General features: G+C 49.6%; 19 protein-coding genes. 7 read left to right on the forward strand and 12 right to left on the reverse strand.

The features are described 5' to 3' along the window. Positions 1-20: 20 nt before the first annotated feature. Positions 21-2180, forward strand: coding sequence for a PAS domain S-box protein (locus ACKU4E_RS00270; protein ID WP_320169088.1), 2160 nt, complete (start codon positions 21-23; stop codon positions 2178-2180). Between the two features lie 87 nt (positions 2181-2267). On the opposite strand, the gene ACKU4E_RS00275 is transcribed toward ACKU4E_RS00270, so the two are convergent. The 4 genes from ACKU4E_RS00275 to ACKU4E_RS00290 all read right to left on the reverse strand — a co-directional run bounded on the left by ACKU4E_RS00275 (position 2268) and on the right by ACKU4E_RS00290 (position 5172). After that, positions 2268-2687 (reverse strand): hypothetical protein, encoded by a 420-nt coding sequence (locus ACKU4E_RS00275; RefSeq protein ID WP_320169089.1) that lies wholly within the window; start codon positions 2685-2687, stop codon positions 2268-2270. 137 nt (positions 2688-2824) lie between these two features. Next, positions 2825-4156 carry an APC family permease gene (locus ACKU4E_RS00280; protein WP_320169090.1) on the reverse strand — a complete coding sequence of 444 codons (1332 nt, stop codon included), beginning with the start codon at positions 4154-4156 and terminating at the stop codon, positions 2825-2827. 121 nt (positions 4157-4277) lie between these two features. Next, a complete protein-coding gene (locus ACKU4E_RS00285; protein ID WP_320169091.1) occupies positions 4278-4616 on the reverse strand; it encodes an STAS domain-containing protein in 339 nt (112 codons plus the stop codon). A gap of 115 nt (positions 4617-4731) precedes the next feature. Continuing rightward, a complete protein-coding gene (locus tag ACKU4E_RS00290) occupies positions 4732-5172 on the reverse strand; it encodes an ATP-binding protein (RefSeq protein ID WP_320169092.1) in 441 nt (146 codons plus the stop codon). 284 nt (positions 5173-5456) lie between these two features. Here ACKU4E_RS00290 and ACKU4E_RS00295 point away from each other — a divergent pair, with 284 nt between their 5' ends. From ACKU4E_RS00295 to ACKU4E_RS00305, 3 genes are read left to right on the forward strand one after another with little or no spacing between them, the layout of a single operon-like run. Beyond that, positions 5457-7952, forward strand: coding sequence for an ABC transporter ATP-binding protein/permease (locus ACKU4E_RS00295; RefSeq protein ID WP_320169093.1), 2496 nt, complete (start codon positions 5457-5459; stop codon positions 7950-7952). Between the two features lie 2 nt (positions 7953-7954). Continuing rightward, a complete protein-coding gene (locus ACKU4E_RS00300) occupies positions 7955-8452 on the forward strand; it encodes a cyclic nucleotide-binding domain-containing protein (protein ID WP_320169094.1) in 498 nt (165 codons plus the stop codon). A gap of 33 nt (positions 8453-8485) precedes the next feature. Then, positions 8486-9091: a hypothetical protein gene (locus ACKU4E_RS00305; protein ID WP_320169095.1), complete on the forward strand. Its 606-nt coding sequence runs from the start codon at positions 8486-8488 to the stop codon at positions 9089-9091. A 178-nt stretch (positions 9092-9269) separates the two neighbouring features. On the opposite strand, the gene ACKU4E_RS00310 is transcribed toward ACKU4E_RS00305, so the two are convergent. Further along, entirely contained in the window at positions 9270-9770 is a 501-nt protein-coding gene (locus ACKU4E_RS00310) for a hypothetical protein (RefSeq protein ID WP_320169096.1), read from the reverse strand. A 59-nt stretch (positions 9771-9829) separates the two neighbouring features. Next, positions 9830-12346, reverse strand: a complete 2517-nt coding sequence (locus ACKU4E_RS00315) for a mechanosensitive ion channel domain-containing protein (RefSeq protein ID WP_320169097.1) — start codon at positions 12344-12346, stop codon at positions 9830-9832. A gap of 293 nt (positions 12347-12639) precedes the next feature. On the opposite strand from ACKU4E_RS00315, the gene aroL reads away from it, so the two are divergent. Both aroL and aroC read left to right on the forward strand, forming a co-directional pair. Continuing rightward, positions 12640-13167 carry a shikimate kinase AroL gene (gene aroL, locus ACKU4E_RS00320; protein ID WP_320169098.1) on the forward strand — a complete coding sequence of 176 codons (528 nt, stop codon included), beginning with the start codon at positions 12640-12642 and terminating at the stop codon, positions 13165-13167. Next, positions 13168-14220 (forward strand): chorismate synthase, encoded by a 1053-nt coding sequence (gene aroC, locus ACKU4E_RS00325; RefSeq protein ID WP_320169099.1) that lies wholly within the window; start codon positions 13168-13170, stop codon positions 14218-14220. Between the two features lie 141 nt (positions 14221-14361). On the opposite strand, the gene ACKU4E_RS00330 is transcribed toward aroC, so the two are convergent. The 6 genes from ACKU4E_RS00330 to ACKU4E_RS00355 form a co-directional block, all read right to left on the reverse strand. Beyond that, the gene (locus ACKU4E_RS00330; protein ID WP_320169100.1) at positions 14362-16626 is read right to left on the reverse strand and encodes a cache domain-containing protein; all 2265 of its coding nucleotides are present in this window, start codon (positions 16624-16626) and stop codon (positions 14362-14364) included. A 348-nt stretch (positions 16627-16974) separates the two neighbouring features. Next, positions 16975-19383: a Cache 3/Cache 2 fusion domain-containing protein gene (locus ACKU4E_RS00335; protein WP_320169101.1), complete on the reverse strand. Its 2409-nt coding sequence runs from the start codon at positions 19381-19383 to the stop codon at positions 16975-16977. Positions 19384-19510: 127 nt separating this feature from the next. Further along, a complete protein-coding gene (locus ACKU4E_RS00340; protein WP_320169102.1) occupies positions 19511-19891 on the reverse strand; it encodes a hypothetical protein in 381 nt (126 codons plus the stop codon). A 569-nt stretch (positions 19892-20460) separates the two neighbouring features. Continuing rightward, positions 20461-21084: a LysE family translocator gene (locus ACKU4E_RS00345; RefSeq protein ID WP_320169103.1), complete on the reverse strand. Its 624-nt coding sequence runs from the start codon at positions 21082-21084 to the stop codon at positions 20461-20463. Between the two features lie 8 nt (positions 21085-21092). Next, complete coding sequence (locus ACKU4E_RS00350; protein WP_320169104.1) at positions 21093-21500, reverse strand: response regulator; 408 nt, start codon at positions 21498-21500, stop codon at positions 21093-21095. Between the two features lie 32 nt (positions 21501-21532). Then, on the reverse strand, positions 21533-22150 hold the full coding sequence (locus ACKU4E_RS00355; protein ID WP_320169105.1) for a D-sedoheptulose 7-phosphate isomerase: 618 nt from the start codon (positions 22148-22150) through the stop codon (positions 21533-21535). A gap of 164 nt (positions 22151-22314) precedes the next feature. Here ACKU4E_RS00355 and ACKU4E_RS00360 point away from each other — a divergent pair, with 164 nt between their 5' ends. Further along, complete coding sequence (locus tag ACKU4E_RS00360; RefSeq protein WP_320169106.1) at positions 22315-23439, forward strand: glycoside hydrolase family 3 protein; 1125 nt, start codon at positions 22315-22317, stop codon at positions 23437-23439. Positions 23440-23441: the final 2 nt, after the last annotated feature.

The raw sequence follows: 23441 nt of genomic DNA on the forward strand, positions 1-23441 counted from the left end.
GAAACCATACCCGATTAAATATGTTGCGTGCCATCTTGTTTATTACGCTGCTTGCCCAGCCCGGTTGTACTGATTTCCTGGCTGAGGGGTGGCTTTCACATACTCTGACAGAACTGGGGTCGGGTAATCTCGATCGTATTCTGGTCATCGGTGCCGGGATTATAATTTCCGTACTGCTCGCTTTTATCGCCTTTCTTTATCTCAATATAGATAAACGAAAAAAGGTGGAGAAGGAACTGCAGCGGGAACGCGACCTCATGGGCAGCATCATGGAAACCAGTCCCATGGGAATTCTGGTTATAGACCGTGACGGCAGAGTAATTTTTGCCAATGATCAGGCGGCAAGGGTTCACGGAGTGAACAGAACCGAGATCATCGGCAGGCGGCACAACGATCCGGTCTGGCAGATAAGTTCCCATGACGGCACCCCATTTCCCGAGGAACGTCTGGCTTTCAACCGGGTTATGAAGATACGAAATGCCGTCCTCGACATCCGGCACGCGATTCATTGGGCTGATGGTCGCCGTGTTCTGCTGTCCGTCAATGCCTCACCGCTTTTTTCGCGGGACGGTTCCATAAATAAGGTCGTGGCAACTGTGGAGGACATCACCACCAGAAAGAAGGTGGAGGAGGCGCTGAAGGAAAGCGCCTATCGTTTCCGGTCACTGGTCAAGACTGCCGAAAGCGTGATTATTCTCCTTTCACCGGACAAGAAGATTCTGGAGTTCAACCGTATGGCCGAGGAGCTTTTCGGCCGTACCCGTCATGAAGTACTCGGAAGGAATTATTTTGAACTTTTTGTCCCTGAACGCTTGTGGGCGGAATGTACAAGGCAGTTCGGTTCTGTTCTTTCCGGTACGCCGCTGCGTTTGCAGGAGAATCCGGTCCTGGTTGACGATAGTGAGGAGAGACTGGTGCAATGGTCGTATTCGCGCCTGCTTGATGCCAAGGGCGACGCCCTCGGAGTTCTGGCCGTAGGGCAGGATATAACCGAGCAGAAACGCGGCGAGGTCGAATTGTGCGAGGCTCGTGACGCCGCGGAAGAGGCCAGCAGAGCCAAAAGCGAATTTCTGGCCAATATGAGCCATGAGATACGAACCCCGATCAGCGCGATTATAGGTATGAGCGAGATGACACTCAACACGGACCTTTCGGATGAGCAGAAAGGCTACCTTGTCACCGTCAAGAAGGCTGCCGAGTCCCTGCTGCATATCATCAACGACATACTGGATATTTCCAAGATCGAAGCCAGGAAGATGGAGCTTCGGCCTGAAGATTTCAATCTGCACGATATGCTTGAAAAGCAGCTTTCAGTTCTTCGGGTGCAGGCTGAAGAAAAGGGTATCGAGTTGCGTTCGAATATAAGCGACCATGTCTCGCGCTGCTACTGCGGTGATGAATATCGGCTCGGGCAGGTAATAATCAACCTCGTCGGTAATGCGATCAAGTTTACGGAAAAAGGTTACGTGGAAATTTCGGTTGATCACGCAGGCAGCTATGAGGACGGCGCCATACTGGAATTCCGGGTCAAGGATACCGGGATAGGTATTTCGGAGGATAAGTCCGGGAAACTTTTTGAAAGCTTTGTCCAACTGAATGCAGGGTATTCGAAACGTCATCCGGGCAGCGGGTTGGGGCTGGCAATTTCCAGACAGCTTGTGGAGATGATGGGCGGACACATAACCTTCAACAGCAGGGAAGGTTGGGGAACCGAATTCAAGTTTACGGTCCGGCTTAAGTCCAGTGCCGGTGAATGCCTTCACGAAAAGGACTCCTCCAAGGACGGAACAGGCGAGATCAGGAAGACCGGGGCACGCATCCTGCTGGCCGAAGATAATGCCACAAACCAGCTGTATATTTCTCATTTCCTGACCGAGGAAGGTTTTCAGGTGGAAACTGCCGAAAACGGTCTTGAGGTGCTCAGTATGCTTGAATCCGGAGAACAATTTGATGTGATTCTCATGGATGTACAGATGCCGGAAATGGATGGATTGCAGGCTACCAGAATTATACGGGAATCCGGAAATGATATCCCCATTGTGGCTTTGACCGCCTATGCCATGGAAGGAGACCGGGAAAAATTTCTAAACAGCGGGATGGATGCTTATTCGTCCAAGCCTGTAAAAATTGACGAGCTTGTGCGGGTCATCGGCAGGCTCATCCCCATGCACAGGGATTGATATTGTCCCATTGGTGAAGCGGCTGATGCCCCCGGCAGGGCTGCCGGAGGCATTTCATAACGAAAATCAGTGTTGCCGGTTGCGGCATTACTCTTCGGTATTTTTATCTTCGATGTTCCCTACAAGGTCCTTGTGAAGTATTCCGGCGATCTGTTCCTTGAAATCCATCAGTTCCTTGCCGTTGATTCCGGCCAGAATGTCTTCTGCCGATTCGATGTCGTCGAATCCCTTGGCAAGGGAGCAGACCAGATGGATGCCTACCTTTTTGCCTTCCACATCAACGAGACCGAGTATATTTGATTTTTTAACTTTTTTGCGCACAGATTGCGGCAGATGCGGGACCTGCAGAAGCATTTCGCGGGGATAAAAGAGGTATCCGAAAGAAAAATGTTCCGCCTTGAAAGCGTCATTCTGAAAGCCGCTGTTCATGTTCAGGCCGCTTTCCCTGGCTGATTCAAGCATCTGCATGATGTCGGAGGCAATACTCTCCGCATAACCGTTATCCATTATATTCTCCTTCCTCATTCCGGCGTCAGGCCGGTTCACCTTTTGTGTATTTTGTCGAATTGTCGGACGCTCAATGTCCGAAACTGCCATTGAGGCCGACTGAGCATTGTCTGCAGTTTTTAGCTCTGCTGCACCGGCTATCTGTAATCTACTATATTGAGAGATTCGTCTTCACTTTCCGGAGCGGTTTCTTCTGAATCCAACGTCTGATCATATTCATCGAATTCTGATTCATCGGTAATTTCCGGTGCCGGTCTGTAACAGATTCCGGTTCCCAGCCCGAAAATAATCCCGGCTACAGCCAGACCGCCCAACGCATAATAAAAAAGGGCGTGAAGTTCAATGCTCATGATGCAGAAGGCTGCTGCGCCGGTATGGAGCAGCAATCCGGGAATATCCGTGATCAAAGCGGAAATTTTCCTGCCCGTGCGCATTTTTCCGGACATGTGAAGCAGGTCCGTAAGCACATAGGTTCCGAACCAGAAACACAATCCTGCCGCAAGCATGGTTTCGTATGTCGTTTCCGCCTCAAACTCTGTGCCGAATAATAAGCCGACAGCTACAGCAAGGACTACAGCAGCACCTTTGGTGGCGTGCATCTGATAGTCTTCAGCCAGAATTGATTCCAGCCGTTTTCCGGCCAGCATGTAGAAACCGAGCAGTGCGGCCACTGTTGCCAGCACGACTGCTCCGCCGGTTAGGTATTTACCCAGTTCTCCAAGACCGCTTCCAGCCACCAGCAGATACGGCGTGCTGCTCTCGGCCAGTTCCCCGGCAGGTACGATAAGCAGTGCCGACCAGCAGAAAAGGATAAAGGCAATCAGTGCCAGCAGAACCGCAGGGATGACCCGTGCTGCCTTGTTTTCAAAAGCCGTAGGCATCTCGAATCCGGCAAAAGCGAACGCCGCCAGAAATATGATCTGCAGCCATCCGGCCATACCTGAAGTGGAAAGATTTTCCGGGAGTGCTGTCGGAAAAAGGGCCGGAATAGTTGTGGGGTAGCCCGCTCCTGAATCCGCAGGCTGAACAGACATGACCATGACATAGATGAAGGCGCACACGCCAATGGTCAGGCAGAAGGTGAACACGTCCGCGCCGTTTTCGTCAGCGATAAAACAGCTTATTACCGTAAGTCCGAGAAGAATGAATCCGGCAGCCTGAGCGGGCATCCATGGTGCGAAGATTTCGCTCACGGTATTTCCGGCCATGCCCAGCCATGAGGCTGCCAGGAGGGTAATGGTGAACAGCCTTGCTGAATCCAGAAAGCCGAAAACGAATCCGTCCACAGGTGTGGCCCTGATTTTGCCGCTGCCCAGATTTTCCATCCCTGCGGCAGTAAAGAAGGAAGCAAAAGCCGCAACAGCCAGAGCGGCCATGAATGCAACACCGCCTGCTCCGGCTCCGTTCCCCGCTGCGGCAAGCCCCGTGGGGGACAACATGACTGCCAGTGAAGTAAAAAGACCGCTCATATACAACCCTCCATTGTACCGATCGGTTATTATGAAAAAAACTTCCTGCCCGCAGAATACGGACAGGAAGCCGGTATTATATTCAGATAAGCCCGTCTGACGGGCCTGACGGCGTTCTCAGTTAGAGAGCGGCAACACATTCCGCCCGCGTACTGTATATGGGCAGGAAAGACACGAACCCGGAAAGGTCGAATACTTCCCTGATGTAGTCCTTGAGTTCGCAGAGCATCAGCTTGCCGTCTCCGCCCTTGAGTTCTCTTGCCGCCTTGAGCAGAACACGCAGCCCTGCACTGGAAATGTATTCAAGATCTTCAAAATCAAGGATTATCCTGCTTTCCCCGTTCTGTATGGAGCCGAGCAGCCTTTCTTCAAAATCATTTGATGTATTTGAATCAAGGCGTCCTTTGAGTTCGAATGTAATTATTCCGTCATTTTTTATTTCACCAACTTCCAGGCCCATTGTCTCCTCCGTAATCAACCCGGTTTCTTTTGCGGCTGCTTTGAGCTGCTTCCGCGAAATAATTTAAGATATGTAATTCAGTTTTGCGGACTGCCTTTACGCAGTCAGCATAAAACTATTGAATATTTTTGGTCAACTTCAATTTGTTCTTTCCGTTTTCCCATGCATATTCAACTTCATCCATCATCTTACGCATGAAATGAATCCCCAGCCCGCCTATTTTGCGTTCCATGCAGTCGCATGAGATTTCCGGTTCCGCCATCCTGAGCGGGTTGAACTGCTTTCCGTCATCCTCAATGTATATACGCAGTATTCCTCCGGACAACAGAATCGTTATATCGAAACTGTGGGACTCCCGGTGGCAGCCGTAATTCACAAGATTGGTGAAAAGTTCGTCCAGCACAAGATTGAGCTCAAACACCGTTTTGGGGGAGATACTGTTCTCCTCGCCGAAGCATTCAATTCTTTCGGCAAGCACTTTCAATTCGGAAATATCCGATTTCAGCGAAAATTGAGATACGACACAGTCTTCGCCCTGCGCTTCCTGTCTAGTCACCAAGACCTTATCCCCTGTTTTCTCAATTGTGGACATATATGCGATTTAACCACTCTCAAGTTAGAAAACCCTTGTCGCTGCGTCAACAAAAAGGTAATAAATTTTTGAAACTTACTTTGACTTTAATACGATACGATCTTTTACATTTCCTTAAACCGGTGTACTGTGTTCAATGTGCTTTTGTTTTTGTACACGGTATTTCAATGTGAACACAATCGTATGCTGTCGTATTATGTAAGCAAGGCCGAAGGCTTTTGCATATAGTGAACAAACAGGAGTTTTTGATGATCACCAAACGCCCTCTTACCTACTGGGTGAAGAACAGCAACCTTAAATTGCAGCTTATACTGCTGGTTGTCATTTTCTTCACTGTGGGAGTCCGGCTGGTCCCACTTGAAATGCAGAAGAAGATCATCAACCAGGCCATAAGCATGCGCAAGGTTGATCTGCTTTTCATGTATTGCGGATTTTACATTGCTTCGGTTGTTTCGGCCAGTCTGCTGAAGTACCTCATAACAGTGCTGCAGACGTATATCGGCCAGGAATCGCTGGCTGCCATGCGCAAGGAATTGTACGCCCATATCCTTACCCTGCCGCTTGGCTACTTCCGCAAGGCCAACCCCGGGATGGTGGTTTCTTCACTTGTAACCGAGCTTGCTCCGGCAGGGGAGTACGTCGGGCAGTCCGTGGCCGTTCCGGTGACCAACCTGCTGACCCTGATCGCTTTTGCCGGATACATGTTTTTCCTGAATCCGATTATGGCCGGCATTTCCATCGCTCTGTATCCGTTTGTTCTCTATCTTGTCCCCAAGCTCCAGAGGAAATCCAACAAGGCCAACAAGAAAAGGGTGGACACCACCAGAAATCTCAGCAGCCTTATAAATGAAACCATTTCCGGTATCCATGAGATTCACGGGAACGGCTCCTACCGCATTGAAAATCGGAAATACGGCAACTTCGTTGACAGGCTTTTCAAAATAAGAATCACCTGGATTCTCTATAAACAGGGCATCAAGGTTCTGAACAATTTTTTTCAGGCTCTCGGACCTTTCCTTTTGTTCATTGTTGGTGGTTATCTTGCCATTCAGGGCCGTTTCGACCTCGGTGCCCTTGTCGCCTTCCTTTCGGCATATGAAAAAATTTACGATCCATGGAAGGAATTGATGGATTTTTACCAGGTACATAACGACGCCTCGGTGCGTTACGACCGGGTAATGGAATATTTTGATTGCAAACCGGAATTCGAGCTTGAGCCGGAAGGTCGCGAACCGGTTGTCCTCAAGGGGGATATTGAAGTACAGAATCTCGGTTTTACCGTTTCAGGTAATGTCCGGCTGCTCAAGCAGATAAATATGCATCTCAAACCCGGGGAACAGATGGCTCTGGTCGGTTTTTCCGGCAGTGGAAAGAGTACACTGGCTCAATGCGTATCGCAGTTGTACAAGTACACCGGAGGGTCCGTTAAGATCGACGGCTACGAAGTGGATAACCTGACCAAGGCCGACATGGTTCATAATGTCGGTATTGTGGCTCAGTCTCCCTTCATTTTTGCAGGCTCCATCAAGGATAACCTGCTCTACTCCTGTGCGGCCGTGCTTGAGGGAGACCCTGAAGCGGAATCCAGGATGCCGACCCGGGACAATATGATTGAAGCTATCCAGCAGGCCGGAATATTCGTTGATGTTCTACGGTTCGGCCTGAACAGCCTCCTTGATCCGGATAAGGAAGCCGAGCTTTCAGAGCGTCTGGTGCGTGTGCGTAAAAACTTCCATTCCGATTTCGGCGACAGGCTGGCCGAACACGTGGAATTCTACCGCGAGGGCGAATATCTGGAATATTCAAACGTTGCCGGCAACATAACCTTCGGGCATGCCAATGACGGTTCCTTTGCCGGGCGTGAACTTGTCAGCAATGAGTATTTTCTGAATTTTCTCAGAGAGGCGCAGCTTGAGACTCCGCTGCTGAGTCTGGGACGGGAGCTTGCAAGGCAGACTGTCGATATTCTGGGCAATCTTCCCCCGGACGAGGTTTTTTTCGAGCAGAGCCCCATTCCGTCGGAAGAGTTTGAGGAATACAAACAGATTGTTTCGCGCAGTGAAAACAAGACTCTTCAGGAACTTGATGGGCGTGATCGGCAGATGATTCTGCTTCTGGCGCTGGGATTTGTTCCGGGAAAACACAAAATCGTGGCTCTCCCTGCCGTGCTCAGGGGACTCATTCTCGATGGGCGCAAGATGTTCAATTCCAAGGTCAGCGAGGAATGTCCCGAGAAGTTCAGCTTTTTCCAGATGAGCGAGTTCATCCCCTCGCAGACCATTCTGGATAACATCCTTTTCGGAAAGCCCAAGACCGATCACCCCAAGGTTCAGGACACCATCAACCAGTCCATGATCCAGTTGCTGATCGAAGAAGACCTGCTTGAAACCGTGGTGGAACTCGGCATGGAGTTCGAGGTCGGCACAAAAGGGGACAAGCTTTCCGGCGGACAACGTCAGAAGCTGGCCATCGCCCGTACTTTCCTCAAGAATCCGCCCATCATGATTATGGACGAAGCCACTTCCGCTCTGGACAACAGGTCCCAGAACCGTATTCAGGGACTCCTTGAAACGAAATGGAAAGGCAAATCCACCCTTATCTCTGTCATCCACAGGCTTGATACGATCAAGAATTATGACAAGGTGGCGGTGATGAAGGCCGGTAAGCTTATGGAAGTCGGTCCGTATGAAGAACTTATGGCCAGGAAAGGCCTCCTTTATGAACTTGTACACGGAGCACATTAGTCATGGCAGCAGAAACGAGTGAATATCAGGAAAATTTGGAGATAATGAGGGAAATACCCTATTTTTCAGGTTTGGAACTTGAAGCCCAGAAACTGATCGCTTATCTTTGTGTCCGTGAGAAGTTTCCGGCCGGGGATGATGTCTTTGTCAGCGGAGATGTGGACCGTTCGGCCTACTACATCATAAGCGGGGAAATGGAAGCATATCTGGATATCCGCAACACAAGGGTGCAGTCTTTCAAGGCCGGTGATTTTGTGGGGGCGCTTTCCCTCATAGGCGATTCCAAACGTCTTTTCACCCTTAAAACCATATCGGACTGCGTCTGCATAAGGCTGACCAGCGACAAATTCAAAAAAGCCCAGGAACAGTATCCCGAGATCAGCCGCAAGTTTCTCAAGGCCACGGTGGATATGATCAGTAACTGGGAAGAGCGATTCATAGCCAATTTTAACAGCGGATGCTCCGGATGCAGTACGGGGATAGGGCTCACACTCATCTAGTGCGGACGTTTAATTGCAATACAGGATAATTTGATGAAAAGAGTATTTTTAGCTTCCGTTATTGTCGCCATGCTTCTTGTTTCTTCAATTGCCATGGCATCGCAGAATGCTCCGGAGTCCATTGCCGGCATAACGATCGGAAACAACATTTCTTCCGTTCATTCACTGCTTGATATGGATTCTGTCGCCTCTCCGTGGCAGGAAGAGTACATCAAGCGAATAGCTGTGCGGGACATGGAAGGCTACCGGGGCGGATATGTCGTGGTCGGCAACTGCAAACGAAAGGATATCATACTGCGCATGAAGATGAAGTATGCGGACGGCAGTATGGACTTTTTCAACAAGATTTATTCAAAGATCGAAAAACGGTTCGGCAAGCCCAACGACTGGCGCGGCAACCCGTTCGGGACTTTGAAGGTCTGGAAGTGGTCGCTAAACGATGAGTACGGCAACATCAGCCTGATCCTGCAGCATTTCAGCGGGGACGATGATTCGATAAACGACGGCAACTCCATCCGTTTGTCCCGGCCTTCATGGATCGCAGAGGAAAGGGAATGCTGGGATAAGATTAACGACGAGCAGGAGGAAAAACCCATTCCCGCCAAGATGCAGGGATTGCAGTGGTTTCTACCTTACTAGACAATAAAATTACCTGAACCAGAAAAAACTCCCTTTTACGGGAGTTTTTTCTGGTTCAGGCCAGGACTTGATTTGAGTGCATTATTAGAATTTATTTTTAAAGTTTAATTATTAGTGAGTATTAGACAGAGTCAAGTCAACCGAGAGTGTTTCCAGTTTATTCGGGGTAGCGGCGATCCTAATTGTCCTCCATCCATTTGCGGGATTTTAAGGCTTCTAATTGAGCATTGGTCATTCTGGCCTTCATCAGACCTCGTCGTCTTGTCTCTTTTTCGTCTAAATCTTCCAAGACCTTAGCAAAGTGCTTTGCTGCCTCATCAAAAGCCTTAGCGGATTGTGCATATTTTTTGCTTCTTTGCAGCTTGTAACCTTCTGCAGCAAACCGATCTGCTGTATCCATCTCCGCCTGTACCTTGAGTTCAGGCAAGACTTCCTGCAGCGACTGTCTTTGTTTTCTTGCACTCTGCGCATTACGGGAGTCGCAGTAGCGTTCGGCCTTTTGGAAATATGAAATTGCGGAACGGGCGGGGTAATATGCTTTGCCATATTCCTCGTTATTAATGAGTGTAAGGGCTTTGGAAAAATATTTCCGTGCTGTTAGAAAATTGTCCTCGCACTTGGAGGCGTGCACGGGAATGGCCGTAAACAATAAAAAAAGGATGATTGGCAAAATACGCATAAGACCTCTCTTAATATGTTTTTGAGCAACCTGATTTTGGTAAGCCCGTTTGTATGTTCCTACTCCGGTGTATCCAACTCTATTTTATTAAGTGTGCGGTGCTTGCGCAGTGCCGCCGAACGGAAGCACTTGCCGTAAAGCCTGCGTTTTTCCTTCAGGGCTTCGCGTTGGGCTGCAATTTGCGCTGCTTCGTCTCCAAGTGGCTTGTATTTGGTCTTGATTGTCCTGAAAGCGACTTTAATTTTCTTTCCCTGGAATTTTTCGTCCAGTTCGTTCATGATCTCGGATTCAGTCCGGTATTGATCTTCGAAGCAGTTTACCCAGAAATAAATTTCAAAATCAAGTCCGAATGTCCCGAATCTTTTGAAGAAAACTTCCGGTTCCGGTTCTGAGAGTACTCTGGGGTGTTTCCGTACCACCTTCATTATGATTTTGGTGGCTTTCTTTATTTTCGATCCGGGAACAAGAGTGAGCGGTAAAGTTACCCTGATGCGGGTATCCTGATAGTTCAGGTTGATGATCTCCCCTTTGAGAAAACTGGAATTGGGGATGATTATCATGCTGTTGTCCAGTGTCTTTATTGTGGTGTTGCGGATGGATACGTCCACGACTTTACCGATCATCTTTTTGTACTGCAGCGTATCTCCCTTTTTGATGGACCCGCCGAAAAGTATGATCAGCCCGCTGACGAAGTTGCTTACAATATCCTTGAGTCCGAAACCTATTCCGATGGAAAGGCCGCTGGCTATCCAGGTGAGGGCCGACATGGGGATGCCCATGAGGAAGAAAGATGAAAGCAGGAAGACCACCCAGACAATATAGGACCCGATGGTTGAAAATGTGTGGGCCAGCGATGATTCTATCTTGCGTCCGCCTATGGAGGTGTTGGTAACAAAACTCTTGAGCCAGAACAGTACCAGCCTGGAAGAGAAAAACAGGATCATGATGTAGAACAGGCTCTTGAGGGATATGTCTGCGCCGGCAATGTTGACATCCATATGCCTGAATACGAAATGGGCAAACGGAATCCCGCCCATGTAGGCTGTTGTCCAGCACAGGAAAAGGAAAATTATGATGGATACGGAAAGAGGGTAGAACAACTGGACCATCTGGTTGTACCTTCTGGCCTGCTGCCGCGATTCTTCCTGTTTGAGCAGTTGTTCTTCATCCGGCTTTTCCTGCTCCTCTTCAGAAGCGGGCACGGCTGGAATAGCTTCCGGAATCCGATCTGTGACCATGATCATTTTCAGCGCCGAGCAGATCTGCAGGGTAATCAGCAGCATGAACCACAGCTGGGTAAGAATCATCGCCTGTGTGCCGAAGCCGAAGAGAGAAATCAAGCATCCTGCGGCGAGGACAGTCCTGTTGGCTTTGGATGTGGATCTGGTTATGCCGAGTCTGAATTTATGCCGGTTGATCTGCATGAATGCGAATCCGGCAAGGCTCAGGAAAAACCATACCACCCCTATGCAGTCCATGGGCAGGGTCATTATGTGCATGAAGTCCCCGGCGGTCATCAGACACCATAGTGTGAACATGGGGCTGTATATCAGCGGAGTGGGTTTTGTTTTTTCTCTGGCCCAGAGAAAATTGCGGGCGCAGGTTATGATCCCCAGTGTGATGGCTTCAGACCAGAGCAGCCCGGTTATCTGGTTGGAGGTAAAAAGGGTCACCGAGCGGGCGATGTACATGCCGATACCAAGCGAGATCATGATCAGCCCGAAATTGTAGCAGGAGAGGCCATGATCACCGAAAGCAGGGCGTCTGAGCAGGCGCTTTACCCCTTGGCGCAGGAACAGCCACAGGCCGATGGTTATGATGGCAAGGTATGTAAGAAAATCTCCCCAGTGGACCCATACGATCAGGGGGTGGTAGAATTTGGCATAATTATGTTTCCAGTCGTCAAAGGAGTATTTGATATCCGGCCAGGATGTGGATGAAAGCAGGCTGAGTCCGGGCTCAAAATAGTAGTCCCGGAGTGACTGGGCGTAGTATCCAGAGGTCGCTTCCCTGTTTGATTCTGTGTTGGCAAGAAGTTCATCGGAACGGGCCAGAGCAGAATCCAGATTCTTTTTCAGTTCCGCAGCGTTTTCACGTACCTCTATGTATTTTTCTTTCGTCTTTTCAAGCAGCAGTTTCAACCTGTCGTCGGTAAGTCTGCTTTTGAAATGAATTCCGGAAAGTACGTCAAAATCCTTTTTGATTTTTTTCAGCCGGTTTTTTTCGATCAAAAGTTCCGTTTTGGCTCGCAGCACGTAAGCACGTACATCGTCAAGCTGCATAAGGACTGTGCGGTAGGACCATGGTGTCCGCTTTGCCAGCCCCCGAAGGACCTTGAGCTGGTCGAGCCTGTTCTGTGCTGTGAGCATTCTGGCATCGAAGTGCCTGATCATTTCCGGCGCATATCGGGAGAGGTCTTCAACGAGCTTTTGCTGTTCGTCTATGTCTTCTGCAAGGCTTTGGACCATGTTCATCCATGTTTCAGTGGTCGTTTCGGCCTTTGCCGCAGGAGTAAAAGTAAGTAATGCCGAAACGGTCAGTACGCATGCAATTAATTTGAACATGATTTTGCTCATGGTTTTCTCCTGTGCTTGACAAACGGGAGGCAAATCCGCTTTATTGGGCTGGCCGCAGGTTACCGTCCGGCCTGTTTCGTTAGCGGGCCGTCCGTCTGATCTAAGTCCGGCACGTGTGCTTTTTCTATTCTTGTTTTCGGTTTCTCGACCAGTTCCTGCCAGCATCGAATGTTTCCGGAAAATCCCGTACAGTATGTAATCGTGCTGTTATCTGCTTATCGAAAACTGATTTCCTTTTACTAAATGTACTTGAAAAACAAAACATATTTTCACTCCGAGCAACAGGAGACGATGTGCCAAATATTTTTCTGATCGGCCCCAGGGCCTGCGGCAAAACCACTGCCGGACGAGCCCTGGCCCAAAAGATGAAACGGGAATTTTACGACAGCGATATTCTGATTGTGGAGCGGGCCGGTTGCGAAATTGCCCGGTATGTTGAAAAGAACGGATGGGACGCATTCAGGGATCTGGAAGCAGCCGTTCTTGCCGACCTTGCAGCCGGAGATGACGCTGTTATTTCCTGCGGCGGGGGAATAGTGCTGCGTGAAGAGAATCGGGAAGTGCTGATGGCGGGATATACGGTCTACATCAAGGCCGATGAAGAAGTTTTGGCAGCCCGCCTCATGGTCGATCCGAAACACGGCCAGCGGCCGTCGCTTACCGGCAAGCCTCTGACCGAAGAGATCAGGGAAGTCCTTGAGGCCAGAGAGTCTCTGTACGTCTCCTGTTCATCCCTTGTTGCCGACGGGGCGGCCCCGGTTGACGATGTTTGCGATCAGATAAGCACGCACTTTGAGTCATTTGACAGAGGAGATAAGTAGATGAGCGGTAATACATTCGGGAGCATTTTCAGAGTTACAACCTATGGCGAATCGCACGGCCCCGGTCTGGGCGGAGTCATTGACGGCTGTCCTGCAGGTATAGAGCTTGACGAGGAAATCATCCAGCTGGAACTCGACAGGCGTAAGCCCGGAAACGGTATTGCCGGCACAGCCCGCAAGGAGGCCGACCGGGTTAAGCTGCTTTCCGGGGTGTTTGAAGGCAGGACCACGGGGACTCCGATCGGTTTTCATATAGAGAATACCAACCAGCGTTCCAGAGATTATTCCGAAATAATGAACGTCTATCGGCCCGGTCATGCAGACCTTACTTTTGACGCCAAATACGGGTTCAGGGATTATCGCGGCGGGGGCCGCGCATCCGGAAGGGAAACCGTCTCCCGTGTGGCGGCCGGTGCGGTCGCGCAGGAATTTCTGCGCAAGCTGGGCATTGAATGTCAGGCCTATACCGCTAGAATCGGCGGGATCGGAGGAGCGGTGATCTGCCCCGAAAGAGCGCATGAACTGCCGTTTTTTTCAGCCGACCCGGAGGTCGTGATTGAATGGGAAGAGCGTATAAAGGAAGTTCGTTCGCAGGGAGATACTCTCGGCGGAGTTGTGGAGGTCCGTGTCCGCAACGTTCCTGCCGGACTGGGGGAACCTGTTTTTGATAAGCTGGACGCCCGCCTTTCGTATGCTCTCATGTCTGTGGGAGCGGTCAAGGGGGTTGAAATAGGCTCCGGATTCATGGCTGCGGATTCCCTCGGCAGCGAGAACAATGATTTCATGGATGATAGTGGTTTTCTGTCCAACAATGCCGGCGGTGTTCTGGGGGGAATTTCCAGTGGACAGGATATTATTGCCCGTGCCTATGTCAAACCGATCCCGTCCATCAGCAAACCTCAGCGTACTGTAGACAGGGAAGGCAATGCCACGGAGATAAGAGTGGGGGGCAGGCATGACATCTGTGCCATTCCGCGTATTGTTCCGGTGCTTAAGGCAATGGTCATGCTGACTGTGGCTGATTTTGTCCTGCTGCAACGCAGAATGGGGTAGCGTGGTCAGGCTTGTTCTTCTGACCGGATGCATTTACATTTTTCCAGTTGATGCCGACAGCTGACACTTGCGAAAGCGAGGTCTGCTGTCTTTAAAGAAAAAACTCCCGGTTCGTGGGAACCGGGAGTTTCTTATGTCGGATTATTCGGTGTCCCTGAGTTTGGTTATCAGTTCCTGCAGGTCCAGGGACAGTTTGGCAAGTTCGTCTATGGCCAGACTGGCCTGAGTCATTCCTTCAGCCGTATCGCCGGACACCAGTTTTATATCGTCCACGGCCCGGTTGATTTCGTCACTGGTGTGTGACTGCTGTTCGGAAGCTGTGGCGATTGAGCGGACCTGGTCCGATGTGGAAGCCACGTTTTCAATTATCTGCCCCAGAGAATTTTTCGATTCATTGGCGAAGTCGGAAGCCTTGTCCATGGCTATGCCGACATTCTTCACTCGATCTATGTTCCCTGCCGTTCCTCTCTGGATATTGTTTATTGCTTCCCCTACTTCCCTTGTCGCGTCCATGGTCTTTTCAGCCAGCTTGCGGACTTCGTCGGCGACAACCGCAAATCCTCGTCCGGCTTCCCCTGCTCTGGCTGCTTCAATTGCGGCATTGAGGGCCAGCAGGTTGGTCTGGTCGGCGATATCGGTAATGACGTTCATGACGCTGCCGATAGCCTCGGCCTGAGTGCCGAGCTCGTTCATGTTGGTCTGCAGTTCGGTTGTCTGGGAATTTATAGTCAGGATAGCTTCCACCGACTTGTCCATAATCTCGGAACCGTCTTCGGCGTTCTTCCTGGTCAGATCCGCACTTTCAGCTGCCTGAGCCGCACTTCGCGCAACTTCCATGACAGTTGCATTCATCTCTTCCATGGCCACGGCGGTTTCGGATACACGCTGCTGCTGGTTTTCTGTGCCATGGGTCACTTCCTGCACCAGGGCTGAAAGCTCACTGAACGCGGTTGAAAGGTCGCTTACAAGCCCTTCAAGCAGGTCCGCTGCTTCGTGCATGCCCTTAACCTTTGCTCTTTCCGCTTCATCCTTTGCTTTTTGCGCTTCTTCACTTGCTTCCTGAGCCTTTAATGTCTCCTGCCTGCTTTGTTCGCTCAGCTTGTTTGCCTCGGCAATTTTGTTCTTGAGAGTCCGGACCATGTGTTCAAGGGATACCTTCAGGGTTTCCATCTCTCCTTTGAACTTTCCGGACAGGCTGCTTTCCAGGTCTCCTGTTGCAATTCTGGATGAAAAATCAACCAGATTAGCCAATGGTTTGTTCAGGCCCTGGCGGATAACCAGAATACATATTGCGGCAGCAATAACTATGAAGATCAGGTCAAAGATGGTTGTGTCCATTTCAATACTGCTGATTGCCGCATCAAATGAATCCCGCTGGCGGGTAACTACGGTGTCTATGTTGTCCACGTAGACTCCCATTCCAATGATCCAGCCCCAGGGTTTGAATTCCTTGACGAAAGAAATTTTCGGAGCTTCCTTACCGGTGGCAGGATTGTCCCACCAGTATTTGACAAAGCCTTCTCCGTTGTTGTTCTTGACCTCGTCTACCATTTCAACAAACAGGTTCTTCCCCTTGCTGTCCTTAACAGAGGATATGTCTTTACCATTCAGTCCGGGTTTCAAAGGATGCATAACCATGCGCGGACCGTAATCATTGATCCAGAAATACTTGTCATCCCCAAGGCGCATTTTGGCTATCTGAGCAAGGGCTTCCTGCTTCATCTGGGCGGTAATGTCTTCCACCCATGAGCCTGTCCCTACAACCCAGCCCAGTTCAGGGATGAGTTTTACGTAGGAAATTTTCTGCTTGGCCTTTTTTTCTCCCGGACGCGGCCAGAGGTAGGAGGCCGTCCCTTCACCTTTCTTTTTGACCAGATCGGTCATCTGGGCGATTACAAGGGTTCCCGCGGGGTCCTTCAAGCCGGACAGATCCTTGCCCACAAGGGATTTGTTCGGGTGGACCACCATCCTGTTATTCATGTCGTGAATCCAGATGTAGTTGTTGCCGTCATATTTCGCGTCTTCGACTACGGCCTTGATCCTTTCCCTTATCACTTCCGGCGGCAGTATTCCGTCGAACCTCTGATATATGGAATTAACCTGCGTGGTCACAGTATCGATTATCCGTTTGAGATTTGCAGCTTCCTGTTCTTTGAGAGCTTCAAGGTTCTGAGAGCGATCATAGTAGGATTTGATTACCCCGTATGCCAGTTCGACAGAATCGTGCAGCTTGCTCTTTTCCCCGTTTTCAATCTCGACACGATATTCCGCCGAACTGGATTCAATGAATTTCTCCAGACTGTGGTTTGTAAACAGTGAAAAAAACAATCCTTCAAGACTCAGGGCCACGACTATGAGTAGAGTTGTTTTCACTGCTACAGAATGCAGAGGCGAAATTTTTGACATGATGTACCTCCCTGGTTCCGGGTAGAAATTTAGGTCCATATCGGCGGATCAAATTTAATGTTTTGTTAGTACCTGAGTTGTCATTTATAATGATATATCCAGTTAGCAAATAAATCACTTAAAAAAAGTATTTATCAATAATTCAGATTAACGGGTAGGAAAAAAAATTTTGTAATGAATTTAGTTTGAGAAAGAGTGATGTCTGTTCTGCCGCTTACCACGCGAAAGAGTCCGGAACCGTAATGAGCTAACTAATTACGGTTCCGGACTCTTTGTGTTTTTAGGAGATATTGTTCAGTGATCTGCTGTTGATCCGGGGGGCTGTCCTTACAGATAAATTGTCTATGTTCAGGACTGCATGTCGCGGATCAGTTTTTTGATCTGGGAAGCCAGTTTGGCAACCTCGGCAATAGCCTGTGCCGACTGTATGGTGGTTTCAGCTGATTCCGCTGAAATCACGTTTATTTCTTCGGTAGCCCTGCTTATCTGCTCACTTGTAGCGGACTGCTGTTCAGCAGCTGTTGCAATCCCGTGAATCTGGTCTGCAGATATTTCAACCATCTGAACGATTTCGTCCAGGGCCTCTCCTGATCTTGAGGCCAGATCAGTTGATTCAACGATGGATTCAACTGCGGTTTCAGTGGCTGAAATATTGGCCTTTGTGCTGTTCTGGATTGATGTGATTGCCTGGCCGACTTCCTTGGTGGCGTCCATGGTTTTTTCTGCCAGTTTACGCACCTCGTCAGCTACAACGGCGAAACCTCGTCCAGCTTCACCTGCACGGGCGGCCTCAATGGCTGCGTTCAGGGCCAGCAGGTTTGTCTGATCGGCGATATCGGTAATCACGTTCATGACCTGACCTATGGAGTCGGTCTGTGCTCCGAGTTCTTCCATGCTGCCCCTGAGTTCTTCGGAGTTGGCTTCAAGGGCTTTGATGGAATTGACCACCTTGCCGACCAGATCCTGTCCTTCAACGGCTTTTTCTCTGGTTGTCTTGGCATTTTCAGAGGCCTCACCGGCGCTGCGGGCGACTTCCATGACAGTCGAGTTCATCTGTTCCATGGCTGTTGCAGTTTCACTGGCGCGCTGCTGCTGGACTTCCGCACCTCTGCGGGATTCTTCCACCTGTGCGGAAAGTTCATCCGCGGCGGAGGAGAGCTGGTCGGAAATGTCATCGGCCTGCCGGGCAGTGGCGGCAATTGTGTCGCGCTGAGCCGTTACTGCCTTTTCGTTTTCCTTCATGGCGGTTACGTCATTCATGATCATGAACGCTCCGATGAGCTTGTTGTCCAGGTCATGAAGGGGGGTTACATCGATAACTGCATAGAATGTCGCTCCGGACGATGTCTTTCCGGTCACTTCAATGTTTGTGAATTCTCTGTCCTCACGGATGCAGTTTTCAGTTGTACCTGTTATGGCAGTGTCACTGATCAGCGCGTTGATATTCTGTCCGAGATGGCTTTCCGGTGTGCCGGAAAATCCGAATTCATCCAGCAGGTGTTTGTTTACAAAGGTTATCTTCCGGTCAAGATCGACCACTATGCACGGCTGCGGGAGTCCATTGAGCAGGCCGCCGGAAAATCCAAGTTTGTTCTTGAGTTCCGCGACCATGTTTTTGACAGAGTCTATGGTCTGCCCGATGACGTCATTGGCATAATATTCAAGGTCTGTTTCGTAATCTCCGTCAGCCACTTTTGCAGTGAAGTTGGAGAGTTGCAGCAGAGGTTTGGTTGTTGTCCTGAGTAGAAGCAGCATGACAAAGACCGAAATGATCATGGTAACAACTGCGATAACCACGTTGGCGATGAATATCTCTCTGTCCACTCCGTGGGCCATGTCTTTTTTGTTCATTATAAAGGCAAAAGACCAGTTCCATGGTTCAAAGTAGGTGATGTAGGCGGTCTTGCTGTCTCCCTCGTATTCGTATTCGACGGAGCCTTCTTTGGTCTTTTCGAACAGCGGCCAAAAATGGGCGTCTTTCATGCTTTTCCCTGTCAGAGTGGGGTGGAGCAGGGTTTCTCCGTTGTGGCTGAATATGGTTGCATATCCCTTACCACCGACATTTGAGGAAAGCACGGAAGCTTTGAATTCCGGGGTGAGTATTTTGCGGCCCACGAAGATTACGCTTACTATGTTGCCGCGAAGGTCTTTAAGCGGTCTGTAGGCGGTGATGTACCATCCGTTCACTACGTACGCCATGCCGAAAAAGGTTTTTCCTGCCATTACGGATTTGTATACCTGGCTGCTGCTCGGGATGTACGTTCCCACAGCCCTGTTTCCATCACTATTCAATACGTTAGTGGAAACACGTAAAAGCTTGTCAGGAAGAACCTCGAATATTGTGGCTGTACCGCCGACACTTTTCTGGAGATCGTCAACAATGTCGAATTTGCCGTTAATGGCCAGCCCCCCGAATTCAAGGGACGGTATGGTTATTGTCTCGGTCTGCCTGGTGACCTGATTGGTAATCGTTGTTGTGATGGGAGCTCTTTTGTTGAGCTTGGGGAATCCCATTGAAAAAATCTTCTTATCCAGAATATCAATATCGGATTTAACCTTGTCGAGCAGTATATTGTTCTGCATTTCCATTACGGAATGCACGCTCTGGGCGATTGATTTCATGGAAGTATTCCCGAGGTCGTACAGAGAATTTTCCACTTTATAAAGGTTGATTCCAGTCATGAGAATGATGGTCGACAATATGATGCAGACCGCCCCGCTCATCAGTTTCGCCTGGAAAGACAACTTCCTGAACATAGACAACTCCTGGTCCGTGTTTACGTTGTATTATCCGCGCGTCACCTGTTTCCCAAGAGGGTCTGCGGAATAATTCAAATAATTTAAAGAGCCTTAATCTTCCGGCTCCTTAAAGAGCTTTAACGGGTCAAGGTACATCCGCTCTTGAAAACCTGGCCAGAAACCTGACCACGCTGCTTTCCACCTCATGCTCGACACGGGATACCCTCGGTGCCGCCTTCGCGAAATGTACTACTACACTATCCCCAGGCACAATTTCCTTCCAGAAGTCCTCATCAACACGGGCTTCCCTGTTTCTCGGGAGGCCGGACGGGTCAACAAACCTGTAACGGATCAGGTAGTCCGTAATACTGCTTCCGGGCGAACCGGAATTTTCAGCATGGCGCTGTTTGCCGATTACCGTTCCTACAGCGGATTTTTCACCGAATGCGCGAATCCGCTCCGTCCTTATATCGTCATAAGGGACAAGAAACAGTGCTAGAAGTACAGCACATGCTGCAAGATGCATTATTCTATTTCTGGTTGAAGAAAGAGAAATAGGGTAAAATAATGGCATGGGAGCACAATAACATCAGTACTGGAAGGGTGCAAGAAACGGATGTTCTTGAAAAAATAAAGTCAATGATATTATGCTTATTCTTATATCTTGCTTGAATTAAAAAGAATTTTTGTGTTTTTGCTTAGGGGTACCTACTTTTTACGCAGGCTGCTTACGCATTCTGTAACAAGATGTTTTAAATGATATTTAAAATATGCAGAGGATTGTTTGTCGAGTTTTGCGATGGGAGGAATAAAATACGTATTATCCATTGTTGTCGGATAGAATCAGCAGAGCTTATGCTGAAGAATTGTGCTGGTTTGTTTTACCAATGCAGTGAACATGCTGGATAAGTATGTACCAAACTATTGGCTGCTCATTGGGCTGCAGGTTTATGTTGCAATTTGTAATGGAATATTCATGTTTTTGTTGCTGACAAGTAACATAACACAAATCGGAAAAGACACTCTTGTCTTACGCAAAGAGTATTTATGGGGCTGGTATTGTGAGCGAAGATGTTCTTGGACTTTTCGATTCAATCAGCTCCGGTCCAGTGCCATGCGCAGACCGAGGGCAATGAAAATAATGCCGGAAACAGCTTCCAGCCTTTTTCTGAATTTTGGACCGGAGATAAGGTGACGCATTCTGCCCAGAGAAAAAACAACGATGCAGAACCATGTGATTCCCAGACAGACATGAATAAGCATGAGCAGGAGTGATTTATGCAGGATATCTTCGCCCGGCGAAATGAACTGCGGGAGCAGGGCAAGGTAGAATACGGCTACTTTCGGGTTCAGTACATTGGTCAGGAAGCCTTCGCGTACCGATGCTGTGATTCCCTTGCTGCCTTTTGCGAAAGAAGCGTCTTCGATCACCGGCGAGCGGCTGGACCGCAGGGACTGTATGCCCAGATAGATGATGTATAGTGCTCCGGCCAGCTTTACAGCTTCAAATGCCGTGGCGGAATGCATGAGTATTACTGACAGCCCGAAGGCGGAGGCAAGCGCGTGAACTATCAGCCCCGCGTTTATTCCGGCAACTGTGCATATGCCGTCAGCGGTTGATCTGGTCAGGGTGTTGTTGACTACCAGCATGGTGTCTGCCCCCGGAGTTACGGTAAGAACGGCAGCCACAGGTATGAACGCAAGAGTGAGTCCGTCCATTTCAACCTCTAGATCAATCCGAATTTGTCCAGTTCGCTTCTGATCTTTTCTATAGTGATAGGTTTTGTAATGTAGGAAATGGCTTCGCACTGAAAAAAAGCCCTGGTGGCTTTGGCATCATCGTCCAGCGCTGTAGTCACTATTGCCTTGGTCTTTTCTTCTTCGGAGAGTTTGTTGCGCTGTTCGATATCCCTGATTTTCTCAAGCGCCTGCAAGCCGTCCATTCCAGGAAGGATTATGTCCATGAAAATGAGATTATAGCTCTTTCCGGCCAGTCGGCCCTGTTCGTATTTTTCAAGAGCTTCTTCGCCGCTGGCTGCACAGTCTATTTCCGTGTCCCTGCCGGTGACGTCCCGGAGGATTTCCCGGAGATACATTCTGCTGGTATTGCTGTCTTCAACTACCAGTATTTTCATGAGTTATGACTCTCCTGTCCGTTGATAGCCGTTTATTCCGATGTCAGGTACGGTTCCAGTTCGGTGACGGCTTCAAACAGAAAATGGTCGATCAGGTGGCAGAAAAGGTGCCCGACGGCTATGTGTACTTCCTGAATGATTGCCGTGTCCCGGCTGGGTACACTTATGATGTGGTCACAGATCGGTAGCATTTCTCCGGCGCTCAGTCCGGTCATGCCTACTGTTACCATGTTCTTGCGTTTTGCTTCCTTGAGCGCGCTTATTACGTTCGGGCTGCTTCCGGAAGTGCTTATTCCTATCAGGACATCACCCGGAGCGCCGAGGGCCTGAACCTGCTTCTCAAAGACCATTTCATAGGAATAGTCATTGCCGATGGCTGTGAGTATTGATGTGTCTGTGGTCAGGGCAATGCCGGGCAGCGGCGGGCGTTCCAGCTTGAACCTGTTTACAAGTTCCGCAGCCAGGTGCTGGCAGTCTGCCGCGCTGCCGCCGTTGCCGCAGAACAGTATTTTGGAACCCTGCGCCAGACGCACGGCCATGGCTCTGGATACATCAACAACAAGTTGCGAATACTGCGCAAAAAAAGCCTCTCTGACTTCAAGTCCGGCTCTGGCGTGTTCAATTACCTTTTGCAGTGCTGATTCCGACATATTCTTTCCTTGTAGTAGGTGTGCGTTACGAACTCGGCAAACCACGTGTATAGCAAATCAATGCGGGTGGCAATATCGGTATGCCTGCTTGCCAATGACCGGGATGATCAATATAACGTTTTTCTTCTGATTCGGCATCCTGATTTTTTACGGAGAATAATAAAATGAAGAGATTGGCTTTCCTGCTACTTGTCACGGTTCTTCTGGTTGCTGGCTGCTCGCTGCACGCGAACGGGAACGTTTCCGACACCGACGAACTGGATAGGATGATAGGCCAGATGGTCATGGTCGGATTCAGGGGGCTGGATGCCGGTCCCGGCAGCCCCGTTGCCGATGATATCAGGGCCGGTGTAGGCGGGGTGATCCTTTTCAGTAAGGATTGTGTTTTGAGCAGCCCCGTGCGCAATATTGCCGACCCCGCTCAGTTGAAGGCTTTGACCGCTTCCTTGCAGGGCTATGCCGAAATTCCGCTTTTTATCGCCGTGGATCAGGAAGGCGGGAGAATTTCCCGTTTGTCTCCGGAGAACGGTTTTCCTGCTACCATGTCAGCCGCCGAAATAGGAAACAGCGGCGATCCCGGGGCCGCTTTCCGCTCCGGAAAGCTTATCGGGCGGACCATGAAAGAAGAAGGACTGAATCTTGATTTCGCGCCGGTAGTTGATGTTAACCGCAACCCTGGCAATCCGGTTATTGCGGGTCTGCAGCGCAGTTTTTCCAATGATCCTGAAACGGTGGCTGTTTTAGCAGAGGCATTTATCAAAGGGTTGCATTCGGAGGGTGTCCTTTCCTGCATCAAACATTTTCCCGGCCACGGAAGTTCTGAAGGGGACAGCCATAAAGGTTTTACGGACGTTACCGGAACCTGGAGCAGGGAAGAGCTTTTGCCTTTTGAAAAACTTATTCGTGACGGCAGAACTGATATGGTGATGACAGCCCATATATTCAATGCCGAACTTGATCCCGACAACCCCGCCACCCTTTCCCACAGAGTAATAAGCGATCTGCTGCGCGGGGACATGGGGTTCGATTCCATAGTGATAACGGATGATATGGGCATGGGGGCCATCAGCAATATTTACGGCTTCAAGGAAGCTGTTCTAAAGGCCGTGAATGCCGGTGCGGATATAATTCTGCTCGGCAACAATCTTACGTACGAGCCCAATCCGGGTATAAGGGCCGTGGACACAATCAGAGAACTTGTTCATGAGGGCAGAATTTCCGAAAGACGTATCCGCAGGTCGTATGAACGTATAATGCGGGTCAAGAAACGTATGCAGCTGTCTGATTAGCT

It is taken from the genome of Maridesulfovibrio sp. (assembly GCF_963677005.1).
Lineage (GTDB): Bacteria > Desulfobacterota > Desulfovibrionia > Desulfovibrionales > Desulfovibrionaceae > Maridesulfovibrio.

Bases quoted from the DNA above. Each gene is read 5' to 3' on its own strand.
- ACKU4E_RS00340 (WP_320169102.1), bottom strand. From the start codon at position 19,891: ATGCATCTTGCAGCATGTGCTGTACTTCTAGCACTGTTTCTTGTCCCT.
- ACKU4E_RS00350 (WP_320169104.1), bottom strand. From the start codon at position 21,500: ATGAAAATACTGGTAGTTGAAGACAGCAATACCAGCAGAATGTATCTC.
- ACKU4E_RS00270 (WP_320169088.1), top strand. From the start codon at position 21: ATGTTGCGTGCCATCTTGTTTATTACGCTGCTTGCCCAGCCCGGTTGT.
- ACKU4E_RS00305 (WP_320169095.1), top strand. From the start codon at position 8,486: ATGAAAAGAGTATTTTTAGCTTCCGTTATTGTCGCCATGCTTCTTGTT.
- ACKU4E_RS00280 (WP_320169090.1), bottom strand. From the start codon at position 4,156: ATGAGCGGTCTTTTTACTTCACTGGCAGTCATGTTGTCCCCCACGGGG.
- aroC (WP_320169099.1), top strand. From the start codon at position 13,168: ATGAGCGGTAATACATTCGGGAGCATTTTCAGAGTTACAACCTATGGC.
- ACKU4E_RS00335 (WP_320169101.1), bottom strand. From the start codon at position 19,383: ATGTTCAGGAAGTTGTCTTTCCAGGCGAAACTGATGAGCGGGGCGGTC.
- ACKU4E_RS00295 (WP_320169093.1), top strand. From the start codon at position 5,457: ATGATCACCAAACGCCCTCTTACCTACTGGGTGAAGAACAGCAACCTT.
- ACKU4E_RS00285 (WP_320169091.1), bottom strand. From the start codon at position 4,616: ATGGGCCTGGAAGTTGGTGAAATAAAAAATGACGGAATAATTACATTC.
- ACKU4E_RS00310 (WP_320169096.1), bottom strand. From the start codon at position 9,770: ATGCGTATTTTGCCAATCATCCTTTTTTTATTGTTTACGGCCATTCCC.
- ACKU4E_RS00355 (WP_320169105.1), bottom strand. From the start codon at position 22,150: ATGTCGGAATCAGCACTGCAAAAGGTAATTGAACACGCCAGAGCCGGA.
- ACKU4E_RS00345 (WP_320169103.1), bottom strand. From the start codon at position 21,084: ATGGACGGACTCACTCTTGCGTTCATACCTGTGGCTGCCGTTCTTACC.
- ACKU4E_RS00360 (WP_320169106.1), top strand. From the start codon at position 22,315: ATGAAGAGATTGGCTTTCCTGCTACTTGTCACGGTTCTTCTGGTTGCT.
- ACKU4E_RS00330 (WP_320169100.1), bottom strand. From the start codon at position 16,626: ATGTCAAAAATTTCGCCTCTGCATTCTGTAGCAGTGAAAACAACTCTA.
- ACKU4E_RS00315 (WP_320169097.1), bottom strand. From the start codon at position 12,346: ATGAGCAAAATCATGTTCAAATTAATTGCATGCGTACTGACCGTTTCG.
- ACKU4E_RS00300 (WP_320169094.1), top strand. From the start codon at position 7,955: ATGGCAGCAGAAACGAGTGAATATCAGGAAAATTTGGAGATAATGAGG.
- ACKU4E_RS00275 (WP_320169089.1), bottom strand. From the start codon at position 2,687: ATGGATAACGGTTATGCGGAGAGTATTGCCTCCGACATCATGCAGATG.